Source organism: Rossellomorea sp. y25, assembly GCF_038049935.1.
Taxonomy (GTDB): domain Bacteria; phylum Bacillota; class Bacilli; order Bacillales; family Bacillaceae_B; genus Rossellomorea.
In genome coordinates, this window is sequence record NZ_CP145886.1 from 3,020,981 (window position 1) to 3,035,306 (window position 14,326).

Genomic DNA, 14,326 nt, shown 5'->3' on the forward strand with positions numbered 1-14,326 from the left:
AGAAAATCACAAGGATAATCTAGCCATAAGCAAAGAGAGGAAATCTTTCCCTCTCTTTGCTTTAATATCCTATATGGGCAGTTCGACTTTTCGTACAAAGAAATAAATGAGGGTATGACCCGCTCCAAGCATTAGTAGGAGGATGGGGATGCTCTCTTCCTGATTGAAAAATGTGACAGCAATGATGAACGCCAAGACTGACACAATTCTTCCTAAATTCAAGAAAATCTCCCTTACTACAATATACTCAATTCTCATTTCAGCGGCGTTCCATCCCGTTCCGATTACATCATACGTCATTGAAATATAAGGAACCAGGAGGATGGGGTAAGCAATGGCAATGACGCCTGCGTACAATAATAATTTCGTGTACGATACATCAAATACGATTAAGAAAATGGCTAAGTAGAGGAGGATACCCCCTATCAGAATCGCTCGTTTCCGAAATTTTTTCTTAATCACTCTAGAGGCAATATAATACCCTACGAATGCGATTCCCGAGTTGATGAGACCAAACGTACCTATGGCAAACTCACTTCCCGTACTGATGAAAACAAATACAGAAATAATAAAGATAAACGTCCCTTCTCTCAATCCCTGAAAAAAGTGAGCGTTCGTAATGTGCCGCCAATTATCATTGTTTTTCCTTTCTTCCAGAATTCTGAGGAATAGATATCTTCCGGAGGCAGGTCGCCTTTTAAGAAAGAAGCTCATAAGGACAGCAATCGAAAAAAGCAAAAGAGATAAACCGAACACAATGGTATATCCTTTAAATGACGTAAACCTGGAAATGATAAAACCTGCGAGAATCGGTCCAATCATTCCTCCAGCTGACGTTAACGTACCAAGAAAGCCGTTAAAAAAATCTCTCGTTTCAGGTTCGGTGATTTCAAAGGTAAGCACATTAAATGCTAACCAATAGAAGCCATAACCGATCCCGAGCAACGCCCCCAATACAACCAAAAAGTTTTCGGCAGACTCTCCGAAGGCGAGAACAGATATGTAAAATAGCGCCAAAAAAATAACCCCGAAGCGTAACACAATCACCCGGTCTACCTTCTTTGCCAATCTTCCTGCTAATATAAAAGTTATCGGCTGAAAGATCACCACGGTTAAATTATAGATGCCTAAGTCAATGAATTCACCCGATTGCTTCCACAAGTAGATGTTTACAAATGTGTTTGAGAGCGCAATACTCAATGAATATAATCCGCCAATCAATAACAGCAGAGTCAGATCTTTCGTTAAATCAATATCGCCTAATAACTTTTTATAGCTACTCATTTGAAAAACTCCCCTTTAACGTACCCCTATCTTGTGAAAAAGGGAGGGAAGTTATACAAAAAAAAGAGAGGTTCTTGAAAGAACCTCTCTCCTCGTACGATTACATTATTTAGCAGCTGAATAACGTTTCGCTACTTCATCCCAGTTTACAACGTTCCAGAACGCACCGATGTAGTCAGGGCGACGGTTTTGATAATTCAGGTAGTAAGCATGTTCCCAAACGTCAAGACCTAAAACAGGAGTTTTACCTTCCATTAGAGGGCTATCCTGGTTTGGTGTGCTTGTTACTTCTAATTCACCGTTGTTTACCACTAGCCAAGCCCAACCTGAGCCAAAGCGAGTAGCAGCAGCGTTAGCGAATTCTTCTTTAAATGAATCGAAGCTTCCGAACTTGGAAGAGATGGCATCTGCCAGCTCTCCAGATGGAGCGCCTCCACCATTCGGAGATAATACTGTCCAGAATAGAGAGTGATTAGCGTGGCCGCCACCATTGTTGCGTACTGCAGTACGAGCACCTTCAGGAACAGCGTCTAAGTTAGAAACAAGATCTTCAATGGATTTGCTTAGTAAATCATCGTGACCTTGAAGTGCATCATTTACTTTCGTAACATATGCGTTATGGTGTTTCGTGTGGTGAATGTTCATTGTGTCCTTGTCAATATGAGGCTCTAAAGCATCATATGCATAAGGTAATTGCGGTAATTCGTAAGCCATTATAAATTCCTCCCTATGTATAGTTTCCTGAACAATAAATTCAGGCCGTTTCAGTATAAGATTACCAAAACTACTATATCTGTTCAAATATTTTGCCTTCATTTCTTCACTTTTTCTTACAAGTATAAAATCCCCTATATATTTTTCTCTAGTCATAAGAAAATACTTTCCGGTCAAATGATAACGAAGAAATAGATAGCCATGACAATCTGGATGATTCCTTTTGTCACGACACTAGAGATGAATCCAACGACGGATCCTACGCCTACCTTTACGGCAGTCTTAAGATCAGACCTGTGCACTACCCATTCACCTATGATTGCACCTAGAAACGGGCCGATAAGGATCCCGATCACGGGGATGACAAAAGGGCCAATCAATAAGCCAATTGTACTCCCCCAGATTCCAGCTCTCGTCCCTCCAAATTTTTTGACACCTATAAGATTCGCCATATAATCAGCACCGAATAGAAGGATCACGAATAGAACCTGTACTGTCCAGAATAACCAGCTAAACGGTTCGAAGCTGAAAAACACTCCGTACAAAATGAAGCTTCCTATCAGAAAGACGACGCTGGGCAATATCGGGTAAATCAATCCGACAAAGGATAAAATCATCAGTACGATAATAATACTCCAATAAATCATTTCCATCTTTTAACACCTCCCATAAAGTATAAAAAAAACTGACCCATTTGACAAATATCAAATGGGTCAGCATTTGTATTATTCTACACCCAATACTGCTTCTGCAATATTGACTGCATGATCACCGATACGTTCTAAGTTACTGACGATGTCGACAAACACGATACCTGCTTGTCCAGAACATTTCCCTTCGTTCATACGCAGAATATGTTGTTTACGAAGCTTTCTCTCCATTTTATCGATCTGATCTTCTTTTTCAGCTACTTCTCTTGCAATGTCAGTATCGTTTAAGTCTAAAGATTTTAACGCTTTTTCCACTGTTTCAATTGTTAGACTAAACATTATTTCAAGGTCGTTCATTGCATCATCCGTAATTTTAACCTTGTTGGTTTGTTGATATTCAATCAGTTCAACGATATTCTCAAAATGATCACCTACACGTTCGATATCACGTACGGTATCCATTAAGATTGAATGGCGCTCGGACTCATTTTCAGATAATGAAGCAGAAGATAAATCAACCAGGTAATTCGTGATTTTCTTATCAAGATTGTTAATGGCCCCTTCAATTTGATAAGCTGCCTCCGCATTTTTAGAGCTCTTTGACTTCAGGAACTCATTTGTTTCTTCCAATCCCTTTACAGCGAATTTACCCATGCGAAGTACTTCTTCCTTCGCTTGTCCTAACGCGATAGAAGGTGATTGTTCTATAAACATTGGATCTAGATGTTTAGAGTTATAATCAACAAGTGAATCCTGCCCTGGGATCAATTTCGTAACGATCACCGCTAATAGGGCGATGAACGGGAACTGAATAATTGTATTCGTTATATTAAATGAGCCGTGAGCAAAAGCGATAGTCATCGGTTCATTCAGGTTGAATGAAGATTGTAAAAACAGAACAAACTTAGTGAAAAATGGCAAAATGATCAAAAAGATTGTAGAGCCAATCAGATTAAAGAGTACATGGACTGCTGCAGCACGTCTTGCAGCGACTGAAGCACCCAAAGCTGCCAGAACTGCCGTAATGGTCGTTCCGATATTATCCCCGAATAAAATAGGTAGTGCTGCCTGGATATCCACTAAATCTGAACTGTATAGCTCTTGTAAGATACCGATCGTTGCAGATGAACTTTGTACAATGACAGTAAATAGAGTTCCAATCACTACTCCAAGAATGGGGTTTGTACTCATACTTACAGTTAGGTCATGAAAGGCTTCAAGTGAACGCAGAGGCTTCATTCCTCCACCCATTAATTCCAATCCATAGAATAATGCACCGAAACCAAAAATCATCTGACCAATATTGTGTACTTTTTTATTCTTAAAGAAGAATAACATAATTGTTCCTACTGCAATAATTGGTAAGGCGTATTCACCAATATCGATCCCGATGATAAACGCTGTAACCGTGGTCCCGATATTAGCACCCATGATGACACCGATCGCTTGTCTAAGTGTCATGAAGCCCGCACTTACTAATCCGACTACGATAACCGTCGTACCACTACTGGACTGTATTAAGACGGTTACAAAAATACCTGCCAATACGCCCATAAATGGGTTGGTCGTGAACTTATCAAGAATTTCTTTCAGGCGTTCACCGGCAGACTTTTGAAGTCCGTCTCCCATATACTTTATCCCGAAGAGGAAAATCCCTAATCCTCCAAAGAACTGAAACAACATCTCTTGCCAATTTAATTCCATTTTTTCAACCCCTACATAAATTTTCGACATTAAACAACAAAAACCCCATATCATTTTTAATATATTATAGAGCAAAGGTAAATACTTTTTACTGCAAATTTACAATAGGTTAATAAAACTCGTCATTTATTACAATTACATTACAAAATGTAATTATTACAAATTGTTCACATGTTCGAAACTTGCTGAAGAAGAAAGACAGGCATAAAATAGATAGGGTATGCATGAAAGGAGAAAAAATAAAGATGAATGTATTTCAACAATTGTATAAAAGTATCTATTCCCCAAAAGACATTGCAACATTCCGCTTTCAGGGAATTGGCAAGACGATCCGTTATGTCTTCCTGCTGGCACTTATTTCTATATTACCCGTAGCTATTCAATTTATATCATTTGCTACCAGTGCCATCGAGAATGTCAGAGAATCAGTAGAAGCTGAGTTTCCATCCTTTTCAATAGAGAATGGTTCGTTGTCATCCAGTGAGACAGAGCCGATTACAATCGATAAAGACAGTATGACCATTATCTTTGATAGTACCGGTGACCTCCAAGAAAAAAACCTTGATGAAAATGAAAATACGATTGCATTTTTGGAAAAGAGTTTCGTTGTCATTAACCAAGGAAACGTTCAATCTTCTTCCTATTCTTTGTTTGGAAGTACAGCCCTTACTAAAGATGGCTTAATTGATTTATTAGATTCCTTAATAGGGATGAAATGGATTCTCCTTCCCGTAGCCTTATTTTTTCTCTACTTATTCACTTCAGGAATGATGTTCTTGAAGGTGACGATATTCGCAATAATCGGTGTTACGTTCGCAAATGTTCTTAAACGAAATGTAAACTACCGTCAAAGCTTTCGAATCACCGCCTATTCCGCAACGGTTTCTACATTGTTTTTTACCCTAATGGAATTGCTGCAAACCTTTATTCCTGCCGCCCCGATTCTGGATTGGTTTGTGATCACTGTCATTCTGTATTTAGTCGTGAAAGAGATTCCGCAAAAGAGAATCCGGCCATAATAAGAATCCCTGTCTCACCCGGAGACAGGGATTTTCCTTTTATATCATTTTTATAGGAAACATTCAGCTCCATCCTTATAACTTGAATTGCCTGCTTAATTCCTTTAGTTGGTTGGATGCACTCAATAGCTTTTCTCCTACTTCATGGGTATTTCTAACCTTTTCGTGCTGCTCTTCAAAGGCAGCAAGCATCTGCTCAGTTCCTGCTAACGTTTCTTGTGAAACGGAAGAAAACGCCTCAGTCGAAGCTTCCACCTTAGGGAGAGATATTTTTAGATAGTTCAAATCTTCTTTCATATTTTGCAGATCCATGCTGACACCATCTATTTCATTTTTCAACAAATCAAACGATTCCCGTGTTTCAGTAGCTTCTGATACGTAGTACTGAAATTCTTTGAAAAATTGATCGAATTGCCTTGTAGCATTTAATGTGATTGACTCCATCGTAAGAATGGTTTCACTAATATTCTTAGTAGCATCTGATGATTGCTCCGCAAGCTTCTTGACTTCATTTGCCACCACCGCAAACCCACGACCGGATTCACCCGCCCTTGCGGCTTCAATCGTGGCATTGAGGGCAAGGAGTTTCGTTTGTTCGGCAATTTGATGAATCAATGAAATCACGGTGACGATGGAGGATGATTGTTCATGGACTTCTTGAATGATCTTATTCATTTGCTTGAAGTCCCCGGATACCCTGTTCAACCCCCCAACCATTTTATCAACTTTGTACTCCCCTTCACCCGCAGATTCATTCATATCCTTTGTTTTTTCAAAGACGGTATTCATTTTCACAAATATGGATTTTACAGTCACATTCATTTCTAGGAAGTGGTTGACACTTACTTCGGAAGTACCTGCCGTTTCTTCTGCTCCCGCTTTCACCATTCGTACCGTTTCTACCATATACTCATTTTCTTTCAATAGTTCAGATGAAGAGGATTGAAGCTGCATCCCTGTAGAAGCTAAACTGTCTGTTGTTTGATGAATATTATGTATTAAGTCTTTCATTTTCACTACCATCGAATCAAAACTTTTCTGAAGGGAAACGATTTCCGGCATCGTCGTTTCGACTGGGATGTTGGCAGCCAGATCACCATCTCTTATTTTCTTCATCGATTCGCGCAATTGAGCGATCGGGGGAGTCAACCGGTTCACAAATAACAAGACAATGATAAAGGCAATCCCAGCGCTAAGCCCAATCATACCCAGTGTATAGGCAGCCATTGACCGAATGTCTTGCATATACTCTTCCTGAGGGACAACGATCACATACTCTCCTTGCAACTCTTGAATTGAATGGAAAGCCACCGTATAGGTTTCCCCTTTGATGGTTGTTTCGATGGTCCCTTTTTCAAGTTCTTCGATTTCATCTATAAGAGGTTTCCCAAATTGTAATTCAGAACCTTTACTAACTGAAGAGGGTACAGCTTTAGAATCTTTAATAAAATAGAATTGTGCTTCTATATTATCCTGGGTCAATGCCGTATCCTGTTTTTTGATTACATCATTCAGCTTTTTTTCAAACTGTTCCTGTTCACCGATATAAATGAGCATCAAGCTTTGTGCAATTTCACTCATCGAGGTCACTTCACGATCCAAGCGCTGTTCCATCAGATGAATGGTAGCCTGTTTGGACTTTAAATAAGATATACATCCAATTGTTGAGCCAGTAATGGTAACCAGCAGAAAAATGACTATGAATAATCGTTTCTTTAAGGTTAAGATCTTGAAAAACGGAAGTACCCTTTTCTCATTTGGAACCATTTTTATCTGTTGTGGCCATTTCCTTAAGAAGTTTATTATTTTCGACAAAATTATACACCCTTCCCTAATCATTCCATCTTTCATTTTCTCAAAGAAAGATGAAGGAACTGTAAAGGTGTCGTAAAGGTTTATTGAATTTCAGGACTATAGACCCCTTTTCTGCGCTTGGCGAGAAACATAAATAACAATAAGTTGATTAGTGAAAAAGCGAAGGTGATCGAATACATCTCCACCATATTGTCTTTCCAAAGACTGTAAGCAATGGGTCCGAGTGCAACCCCACCGAACCTCACAGCTCCATAAATACTGACAATAAGTCCCCTTTCGTGTTCCGATACACTCCCCGTAATAAAGGCATTAATGACAGGCAGCATCAAGCCTAATCCACCAAAGCTTACCGTAATAAAGAACATTAAAAACCCCAATGATGAAAAAAAGATCAGAAAGCCTAATGGGACTGACATCATTAATAGTCCACATTTCATATACGTCCATCCCAGTTCCTCATCCGTCTTTAGCCTCCCCCCACACCAGTAAGAGCTAATGGTCATCGCACCAAGAGGAAAGATGAACGTAAACCCTTTAAAAAAACCATCAATATGAAAAGTATTTTCAATATGGTAGGAAAGAAAGAAGAGAATGCCGAATAATAAAAATAAGCCTATTCCTCCCATTGTATAAAGAGGGAATAACAGGCGCCATTTTGTTATAAAGATGGAGTAATGGGCTTTTTTATTTGGGTTATGGTGCCTCGTTTCAATCGTTTCCCTAAGTCCGATTAATATCACTACGCACAATAAAGGAAATACCCAAAATGAATGATTCCAATGGACAAGGATAGCCAGTGTGGCTCCGGTGATGGGTGCGACTACCTTTCCTATCCCATTAAACACTTCTAACGAGCCTAACATCCTCGAGCGTTCCTGCCCCTGGAAGATGTCACCGATCAATGCCATGGCCAGAGGTGTAGTCCCAGCCGCCCCCACACCTTGTAATCCTCGGCCAATCATGAAAAGCCTGACGTTTCCATTTACTTCTCCGCTTACAACACAAAGCACACTTCCCAGAATCATTATCCATAATGAAACGATGATTAATCGTTTTCTTCCATAACGATCAGACAACATTCCAACGAAAGGAATCACCAGTGCAGCAGGGATGGTGAATGAACTTAGGATAAAACCAGACCAGCTGCTGTTTAAATGTAAATCCGCTTCAATACTTGGAAGAATGGGAATAAGCATGGAATTACCAAGTACCATTAATATGGGAAGTAGCCCGATTACCAGTTGGAGAACCTTATTTGTCATGACGCGTCACCCCTTCATTATTCGATTCACTCTAACAATATGGGAGGAAGGTATGTATGAAACGAATGGCTATATTCTTTGGTATTATCATTCTTCTTTATAGCGTTTATTATGATTTAAATAAGGGAACCTTAAGGCTCCTCTATAATGAAGCCACAGTTGCAACTGCCCAGCCACAAGTGAATCAAACGTCTTCCCCCGCTCCTCTGGAATCTCCTTCTGAAGAAGATCCCTCTTCCATTTCGTATGTTGAAATGGAAGTCAAGCCCGGTGACACAGTCTTAAGTCTAGTAGAAGACCTTCTTGATGGTTCTATGCCTGTTTCCATTGAACGTGTGATTACCGATTTCGAAGAATTAAATGATGTGCCGCCTGCAAAGATCCAAATCGGGAAAACCTATAAGATCCCGAATTATCAATAATCCAAGCATTCAAAAAACACCTATTTCTTGTCATTTCACACAAAACACTGTTACAATAGCTTCGTATTACTTATAATGAAACTTTGAGAACCTTTCTAAAGGAGCGAATTACACTTGAGTGAAATTATACATCGTTCAAAAACACGTCCGGTCAAAGTCGGAGATTTAACTATTGGCGGTAACAATGAACTTGTTATCCAAAGTATGACCACTACAAAGACACATGATGTTGAAGCAACGGTAAAAGAGATTCACCGTCTCGAAGAAGCAGGTTGTCAGGTTGTCCGCGTAGCTTGTCCAGATGAACGTGCAGCAGACGCAATAGCTGATATTAAGAAGCAAATCAACATTCCACTTGTTGTCGATATACATTTTGACTATAAACTAGCCTTAAAGGCCATTGAAGGCGGAGCCGATAAAATCCGAATCAATCCAGGGAATATCGGTCGCCGTGAAAAAGTGGAGGCAGTTGTCAAAGCAGCGAAAGAAAAAGGGATTCCGATTCGTATCGGGGTAAATGCCGGAAGCTTGGAAAGAAAAATCCTTGAAAAGTACGGATACCCAACGGCTGATGGTATGGTAGAAAGTGCCCTTCATCACATCAAGATCCTGGAAGACCTGGATTTTCACGACATTATCGTGTCCATGAAAGCATCTGATGTGAATTTAGCCATCGAAGCCTACACGAAAGCAGCTAAAGCTTTTGACTACCCACTTCACCTCGGAATCACTGAATCAGGCACATTGTTTGCTGGAACGGTGAAGAGTGCAGCAGGTCTTGGTGCGATCCTTAGCCTTGGCATTGGTAATACACTGCGTATTTCCTTAAGTGCTGACCCAGTGGAAGAAGTTAAAGTAGCCAGAGAACTTTTAAAGTCGTTTGGATTAGCATCAAATGCTGCTACCTTAATTTCGTGTCCGACATGCGGCCGTATCGAAATCGACTTAATTTCAATCGCCAATGAAGTGGAGGAGTACATCTCCACCATTAAAGCACCGATTAAAGTGGCTGTCCTTGGATGTGCAGTAAATGGACCGGGCGAAGCCAGAGAAGCCGATATCGGTATTGCCGGGGCTCGTGGGGAAGGACTACTATTCCGAAAAGGAAAGACCGTCCGTAAAGTTCCTGAAGAGACAATGGTTGAGGAATTAAAGAAGGAAATCGACAAAATCGCAGAAGAATATTTTGCACAGCAAGAAGCAGAAAAGAAAGAACAAGAAGAACAAGAAGTTTAAATGCATGTAAAGAGGACTGACCTTTGATCAGTCCTCTTTTTTCATTTCTTGAAACGCTCCCAATTTCAAGAAAAAGTGTTATTTTTAAAAGAACGGCAGTACAAATAATCCGATAATTATCGATACGGCCCCAATTCCGATGGCCCAGGCACCGAGCATTTCTGCTCCTCTTCTTCTTGCCACAAATCCAAGTACAATCCCAGCAGCCCCCATGATTACAGGGAGAATGAATAAGGAAAGAATGGATAGGGCAAGTGCAGAGTAACCCAATACACGACCTGATGTTGTCGTATCTTCGGCGGTATCCTCTTCAAAGTCGCGGCTTACACTCATTGGAGCAGCAATTTCTGCTGCTGTCTCTTCACGGTATTCTTTACTCACATCTGTTTCCGGATTGTCGTAATACACGTCGATATCTTGTAGATTTCGATCAACGCTGTTTAATTCGCGTCGTTCATCACTCATACAGCAATCCCTCACTTTCTGTGTTTGGGAGCCTTCTTATTGTGTGTCACTCCGCTTTTTTTACTATGCTAATGTTTGTCATTTTTGTTAGCTTACTTTCATTTTTGTAAGCATTCATAACTTTTGAAAGGGTTCTTTCTGCATAAATTTTATTGTTTCTTCATATGGTCTGCCTGAGCTCTGTCAATCATCGTATGGAACATAATTCTCCTCTATTAAAAATAATTTCAATCACTACTCACCATAAATGAGGTTATTTGCTAATTTTTGATGTTATTTATTTTTCAAGGATACATGCTCAAATAGTTGATTGGAGTGTAAGGTGCTCGACTCCTGCGGGAATAGCGGGAATGTTGAGACCCCGCAGGGCGAAAGCCCGAGGAGGCTCAACTCACGCCCCGCGGAAAGCGAGCACCTGGAGCGGAAATCAACTACTACTTTCTTCTTTAAGACAGCAACAGACTTTAAGAAAAGAACCTTTTGAAAACGTCGTTTATCTACTGGTCAGAAATGTGATAAACTTGAAGGAGTTTTTATAAAGAGGAGCATGATGAAGAATGAAACGTTTTGGAATCGATATTGATGGGACAGTTACATCACCTGAATCCTTACTGCCTCACATAAATGAATATTTTAAATTAAATTTAACCTTACAAGACATCACCCAATACGAATTGACAGAAGTTCTGGATATTTCTCCTCAAACCTTTGGAAAATGGTTTAAGGAAGCAGAACCTGTCATCTACAAAGAATCTCCCCTTGCTCCCGGTGCAAAAAAAATATTGGATCAATGGAAAGAAAAACATGAACTTTATTTTATAAGCGCAAGAAGATCAGACCTAATTCAATTAACGAAAGAATGGTTTAGTTCACAAGATTTAATGTACCATCACATCGAATTAATTGGCTCCCATGATAAAATTTCAACAGCGAAAAAACATGAAGTCGATATTTTCTTTGAAGATAAACATGATAATGCCGTATCGATTTCTGAAGAATTGTCAATCCCTGTTCTGTTATTCAACACACCTTACAATCAAAAGCCGATCCCTGATGGAGTCATTCGCGTAAATGACTGGCATGAAGCAAACACCTGGGTTCAAGGCTGGCTTCAAAATCAATCGTAGAAAAAGCCTCTGACATAAGAGGCTTTTTCTATTACACATTAAATAAGGATTTAAAGCGTTCCACGCGCTTTCTGTTCACTTTGAAATCATAATAGCCAAAACGGGAACCTGACTTAATATGTAGAAGATTCGTGTTTTCATCAATATAAAGTTCCAGGTCATCCTTGAATTTCAACCACTTTGAAGTAAAAACCGCTTGTACATAATGTGATTTCTCTTCCTTGATCTCTACATGATCGAACTTCCCCAGGGTGCTGTGGATTTTCGCCTTCGTATCCTTTACGCTTCCATTTATGGGAAGTGGTGCTATTCGATGATATGATGTGAGATCAATTGTGCTCACACAGTTTTTTTTATTCGTTGGGCAGTGAGTAAAAGGCACTGGTTCCATGGCTGCATCTCCTCTCAATTTCTTCCGTATAAATGCATTTTTTCCCTCTTTTACCTTCACTTAAACTATGAACATTTTAAAGAAAAAGAGACCCTAAAAGGATCTCTCTACTGACATTGAGGACATTTACCATATATTTCGAATTTATGACCGGATATATCATACCCTGTATCCGTTAAATTTTCTTTTAATGCTTCCATGGGACATGTATGAATTTCTTTCGTTTTTCCACAATCCATACAAATGAAATGATGGTGATGGTGATGGCTTTCACATGTAAACCGAAAATGTCTTTCACCTGAGAGTTCAGTCTCTTCCAAGATCTCAAGTTCAACAAACAAGCTCAAATTACGGTAGATTGTATCAAAACTGAGCCCCGGATAATCAGCTTTCATATTTTCCAAAACATCCCTGGCCGTCAAATATTTATTAGAGCTGGAAAACAGTTCAAGTAATTGCTCCCGTTTTCCTGTATGCTTATATCCTTTTGATTTTAACAGGTCCATTGCTTCCGTTACATTCAATTTCTACACCTCAACTTTAGAAGAATGACTCGACGTTCTTATTTTCTTAATCACAATTGTAATGAGAAGGATTAAAATCGCCGTCATGACAATCGTGCCACCTGGTGCAAGATTCAAATAGAAGGCACTGATTAATCCAACAATAACAGAAATTTCACCAAATAACAGTGAAAACCCGATCGTTTGCTTAAATCCATTGGCAATCCTGATACTTGCTGCAACCGGTAATGTCATAAGAGACGAAACCAGCAGGATCCCTACGATGCGCATAGAAGCGGCAATCACAAGTGCCACCATGACCATAAAGATAAAGTGGATCGCCTTAGCTGGGATTCCTGACGCCTTTGCATGATCTTCATCAAAGGATAGAAGAAACAATTCTTTATATAGCAGAAAGATCACGCCAATGACAAGAACGCTGATCCCTCCAATCAAATACAAGTCTCCTCTGCTGACTGCGCTGACACTTCCAAACAAATAACTAAATAAATCTGTATTAAAACCGTCTGCGAGTGAAATGAAAATGACCCCTATCCCGATTCCTCCAGATAGGATGATCGGAATCGCAAGCTCCTGATAATGCTTATATAACATACGTAAACGTTCAATAAACAAGGAGCCCATGACTGAGAATACCATTCCAAAATACAGGGGATTCAAACCCGAAAAAGCAGGTATCGTTTTACTTAAATACAGGCTCGCTGCAATACCTGACAGAGTGACGTGACTCAAGGCATCCGCAATTAAAGATAGCCTCCTTACGACGATGAATGCTCCTAATAAGGGGGCGATGATTCCAATGAGGATCCCCGTAAGAAATGCATTTTGTAAAAATTCATATTGAAAAATAGCTTGAAGCATTGTCTTCCCTCCAATCGATCATGAATGATGATGTTCATGCTCATGATTTAAAAAATGTACATCATGACCATAAAAAGAGGAAAGCTGATTTTCTTTTAGCTTTTCAAACTCTTCTGTTTTGCCATGGAAATGTAAATGTTTATTTAGACAAGCGACATGGGTCACTTTATTCGAAATCGATCCTATGTCATGAGTGACAAGAACGAGTGTAATACCTAAATCTTTATTTAACGTTTCTAACATATCATAGAAGTTTTGGACGTTTTGACTGTCCACTCCCACTGTCGGTTCATCAAGAATCAATATATCAGGCTGGCTTACGAGCGCCCGGGCAATGAACACCCTTTGCTGTTGTCCTCCTGATAATTCCCCAATATTACGTTTAGCGAATGGACTCATCCCAACCGATTCAATGGCTCCATACACATCTTGTTTGTATTTAGATGAAATCCTCTTGAACAAACCTGCTTTTTTCGCTAATCCGCTCGCCACCACCTCATAAACCGTGGCTGGAAAACCTGTATTGAAGCTATTGGCCTTCTGGGATACAAATCCTATGCGGTCCCATTGTTTGAACTTTTGCTGGGGGACTCCAAATAACTCAATATTCCCTTGTTTCACTCGTAACAGGCCCAGAACAAGCTTTAGTAAGGTCGATTTACCTGAACCATTAGGTCCGACGATTCCAAGGAATGCCCCTCTGGGAATGGTTAGGTTAATATCTTCGAGCACTCTTTCCCGCTCATACCTGAAATTTACATCTTCTATTTTAATGATAGGATTTGTAGTATCCATTTTTATCATCTCTCTTTATAAGAATCATTACGATTTAAAAGTACATAGGGTAGTATA

The 14,326-nt window shown here is 39.8% G+C and carries 15 protein-coding genes; 4 read left to right on the forward strand and 11 right to left on the reverse strand.

Annotation, left to right across the window (positions count from 1 at the left end; all coding sequences use genetic code 11):
• Window positions 1-69: 69 nt before the first annotated feature.
• The 4 genes from AAEM60_RS15315 to AAEM60_RS15330 all read right to left on the reverse strand — a co-directional run bounded on the left by AAEM60_RS15315 (window position 70) and on the right by AAEM60_RS15330 (window position 4,352).
• Entirely contained in the window at window positions 70-1,284 is a 1,215-nt protein-coding gene (locus tag AAEM60_RS15315; protein ID WP_299738433.1) for an MFS transporter, read from the reverse strand.
• Window positions 1,285-1,389: 105 nt separating this feature from the next.
• Entirely contained in the window at window positions 1,390-1,998 is a 609-nt protein-coding gene (locus AAEM60_RS15320) for a superoxide dismutase (RefSeq protein ID WP_044339644.1), read from the reverse strand.
• Window positions 1,999-2,171: 173 nt separating this feature from the next.
• Complete coding sequence (locus AAEM60_RS15325; protein ID WP_299738434.1) at window positions 2,172-2,651, reverse strand: DUF456 family protein; 480 nt, start codon at window positions 2,649-2,651, stop codon at window positions 2,172-2,174.
• Between the two features lie 72 nt (window positions 2,652-2,723).
• A complete protein-coding gene (locus AAEM60_RS15330; RefSeq protein ID WP_299738435.1) occupies window positions 2,724-4,352 on the reverse strand; it encodes a Na/Pi cotransporter family protein in 1,629 nt (542 codons plus the stop codon).
• A 245-nt stretch (window positions 4,353-4,597) separates the two neighbouring features.
• On the opposite strand from AAEM60_RS15330, the gene AAEM60_RS15335 reads away from it, so the two are divergent.
• Window positions 4,598-5,371 carry a DUF1189 domain-containing protein gene (locus AAEM60_RS15335; protein ID WP_299738436.1) on the forward strand — a complete coding sequence of 258 codons (774 nt, stop codon included), beginning with the start codon at window positions 4,598-4,600 and terminating at the stop codon, window positions 5,369-5,371.
• 75 nt (window positions 5,372-5,446) lie between these two features.
• On the opposite strand, the gene AAEM60_RS15340 is transcribed toward AAEM60_RS15335, so the two are convergent.
• Window positions 5,447-7,186, reverse strand: a complete 1,740-nt coding sequence (locus tag AAEM60_RS15340) for a methyl-accepting chemotaxis protein (protein WP_299738437.1) — start codon at window positions 7,184-7,186, stop codon at window positions 5,447-5,449.
• An 80-nt stretch (window positions 7,187-7,266) separates the two neighbouring features.
• Complete coding sequence (locus AAEM60_RS15345) at window positions 7,267-8,448, reverse strand: MFS transporter (RefSeq protein WP_341356599.1); 1,182 nt, start codon at window positions 8,446-8,448, stop codon at window positions 7,267-7,269.
• A gap of 56 nt (window positions 8,449-8,504) precedes the next feature.
• Here AAEM60_RS15345 and AAEM60_RS15350 point away from each other — a divergent pair, with 56 nt between their 5' ends.
• On the forward strand, window positions 8,505-8,870 hold the full coding sequence (locus tag AAEM60_RS15350) for a hypothetical protein (protein WP_299738439.1): 366 nt from the start codon (window positions 8,505-8,507) through the stop codon (window positions 8,868-8,870).
• Window positions 8,871-8,993: 123 nt separating this feature from the next.
• Window positions 8,994-10,106: a flavodoxin-dependent (E)-4-hydroxy-3-methylbut-2-enyl-diphosphate synthase gene (ispG, locus tag AAEM60_RS15355; protein WP_299739614.1), complete on the forward strand. Its 1,113-nt coding sequence runs from the start codon at window positions 8,994-8,996 to the stop codon at window positions 10,104-10,106.
• Between the two features lie 84 nt (window positions 10,107-10,190).
• On the opposite strand, the gene AAEM60_RS15360 is transcribed toward ispG, so the two are convergent.
• On the reverse strand, window positions 10,191-10,571 hold the full coding sequence (locus tag AAEM60_RS15360) for a DUF4190 domain-containing protein (protein WP_299738441.1): 381 nt from the start codon (window positions 10,569-10,571) through the stop codon (window positions 10,191-10,193).
• Between the two features lie 557 nt (window positions 10,572-11,128).
• Between AAEM60_RS15360 and AAEM60_RS15365 the strand changes: the two genes are divergently transcribed.
• Complete coding sequence (locus AAEM60_RS15365; protein WP_299738443.1) at window positions 11,129-11,698, forward strand: hypothetical protein; 570 nt, start codon at window positions 11,129-11,131, stop codon at window positions 11,696-11,698.
• 31 nt (window positions 11,699-11,729) lie between these two features.
• On the opposite strand, the gene AAEM60_RS15370 is transcribed toward AAEM60_RS15365, so the two are convergent.
• The 4 genes from AAEM60_RS15370 to AAEM60_RS15385 form a co-directional block, all read right to left on the reverse strand.
• A complete protein-coding gene (locus AAEM60_RS15370; RefSeq protein ID WP_299738444.1) occupies window positions 11,730-12,089 on the reverse strand; it encodes a DUF1499 domain-containing protein in 360 nt (119 codons plus the stop codon).
• Window positions 12,090-12,196: 107 nt separating this feature from the next.
• Complete coding sequence (locus AAEM60_RS15375; RefSeq protein WP_044339634.1) at window positions 12,197-12,613, reverse strand: Fur family transcriptional regulator; 417 nt, start codon at window positions 12,611-12,613, stop codon at window positions 12,197-12,199.
• A 3-nt stretch (window positions 12,614-12,616) separates the two neighbouring features.
• Window positions 12,617-13,474 carry a metal ABC transporter permease gene (locus AAEM60_RS15380; protein ID WP_299738448.1) on the reverse strand — a complete coding sequence of 286 codons (858 nt, stop codon included), beginning with the start codon at window positions 13,472-13,474 and terminating at the stop codon, window positions 12,617-12,619.
• Window positions 13,475-13,492: 18 nt separating this feature from the next.
• The gene (locus tag AAEM60_RS15385; RefSeq protein WP_341356600.1) at window positions 13,493-14,269 is read right to left on the reverse strand and encodes a metal ABC transporter ATP-binding protein; all 777 of its coding nucleotides are present in this window, start codon (window positions 14,267-14,269) and stop codon (window positions 13,493-13,495) included.
• Window positions 14,270-14,326 lie beyond the last annotated feature (57 nt).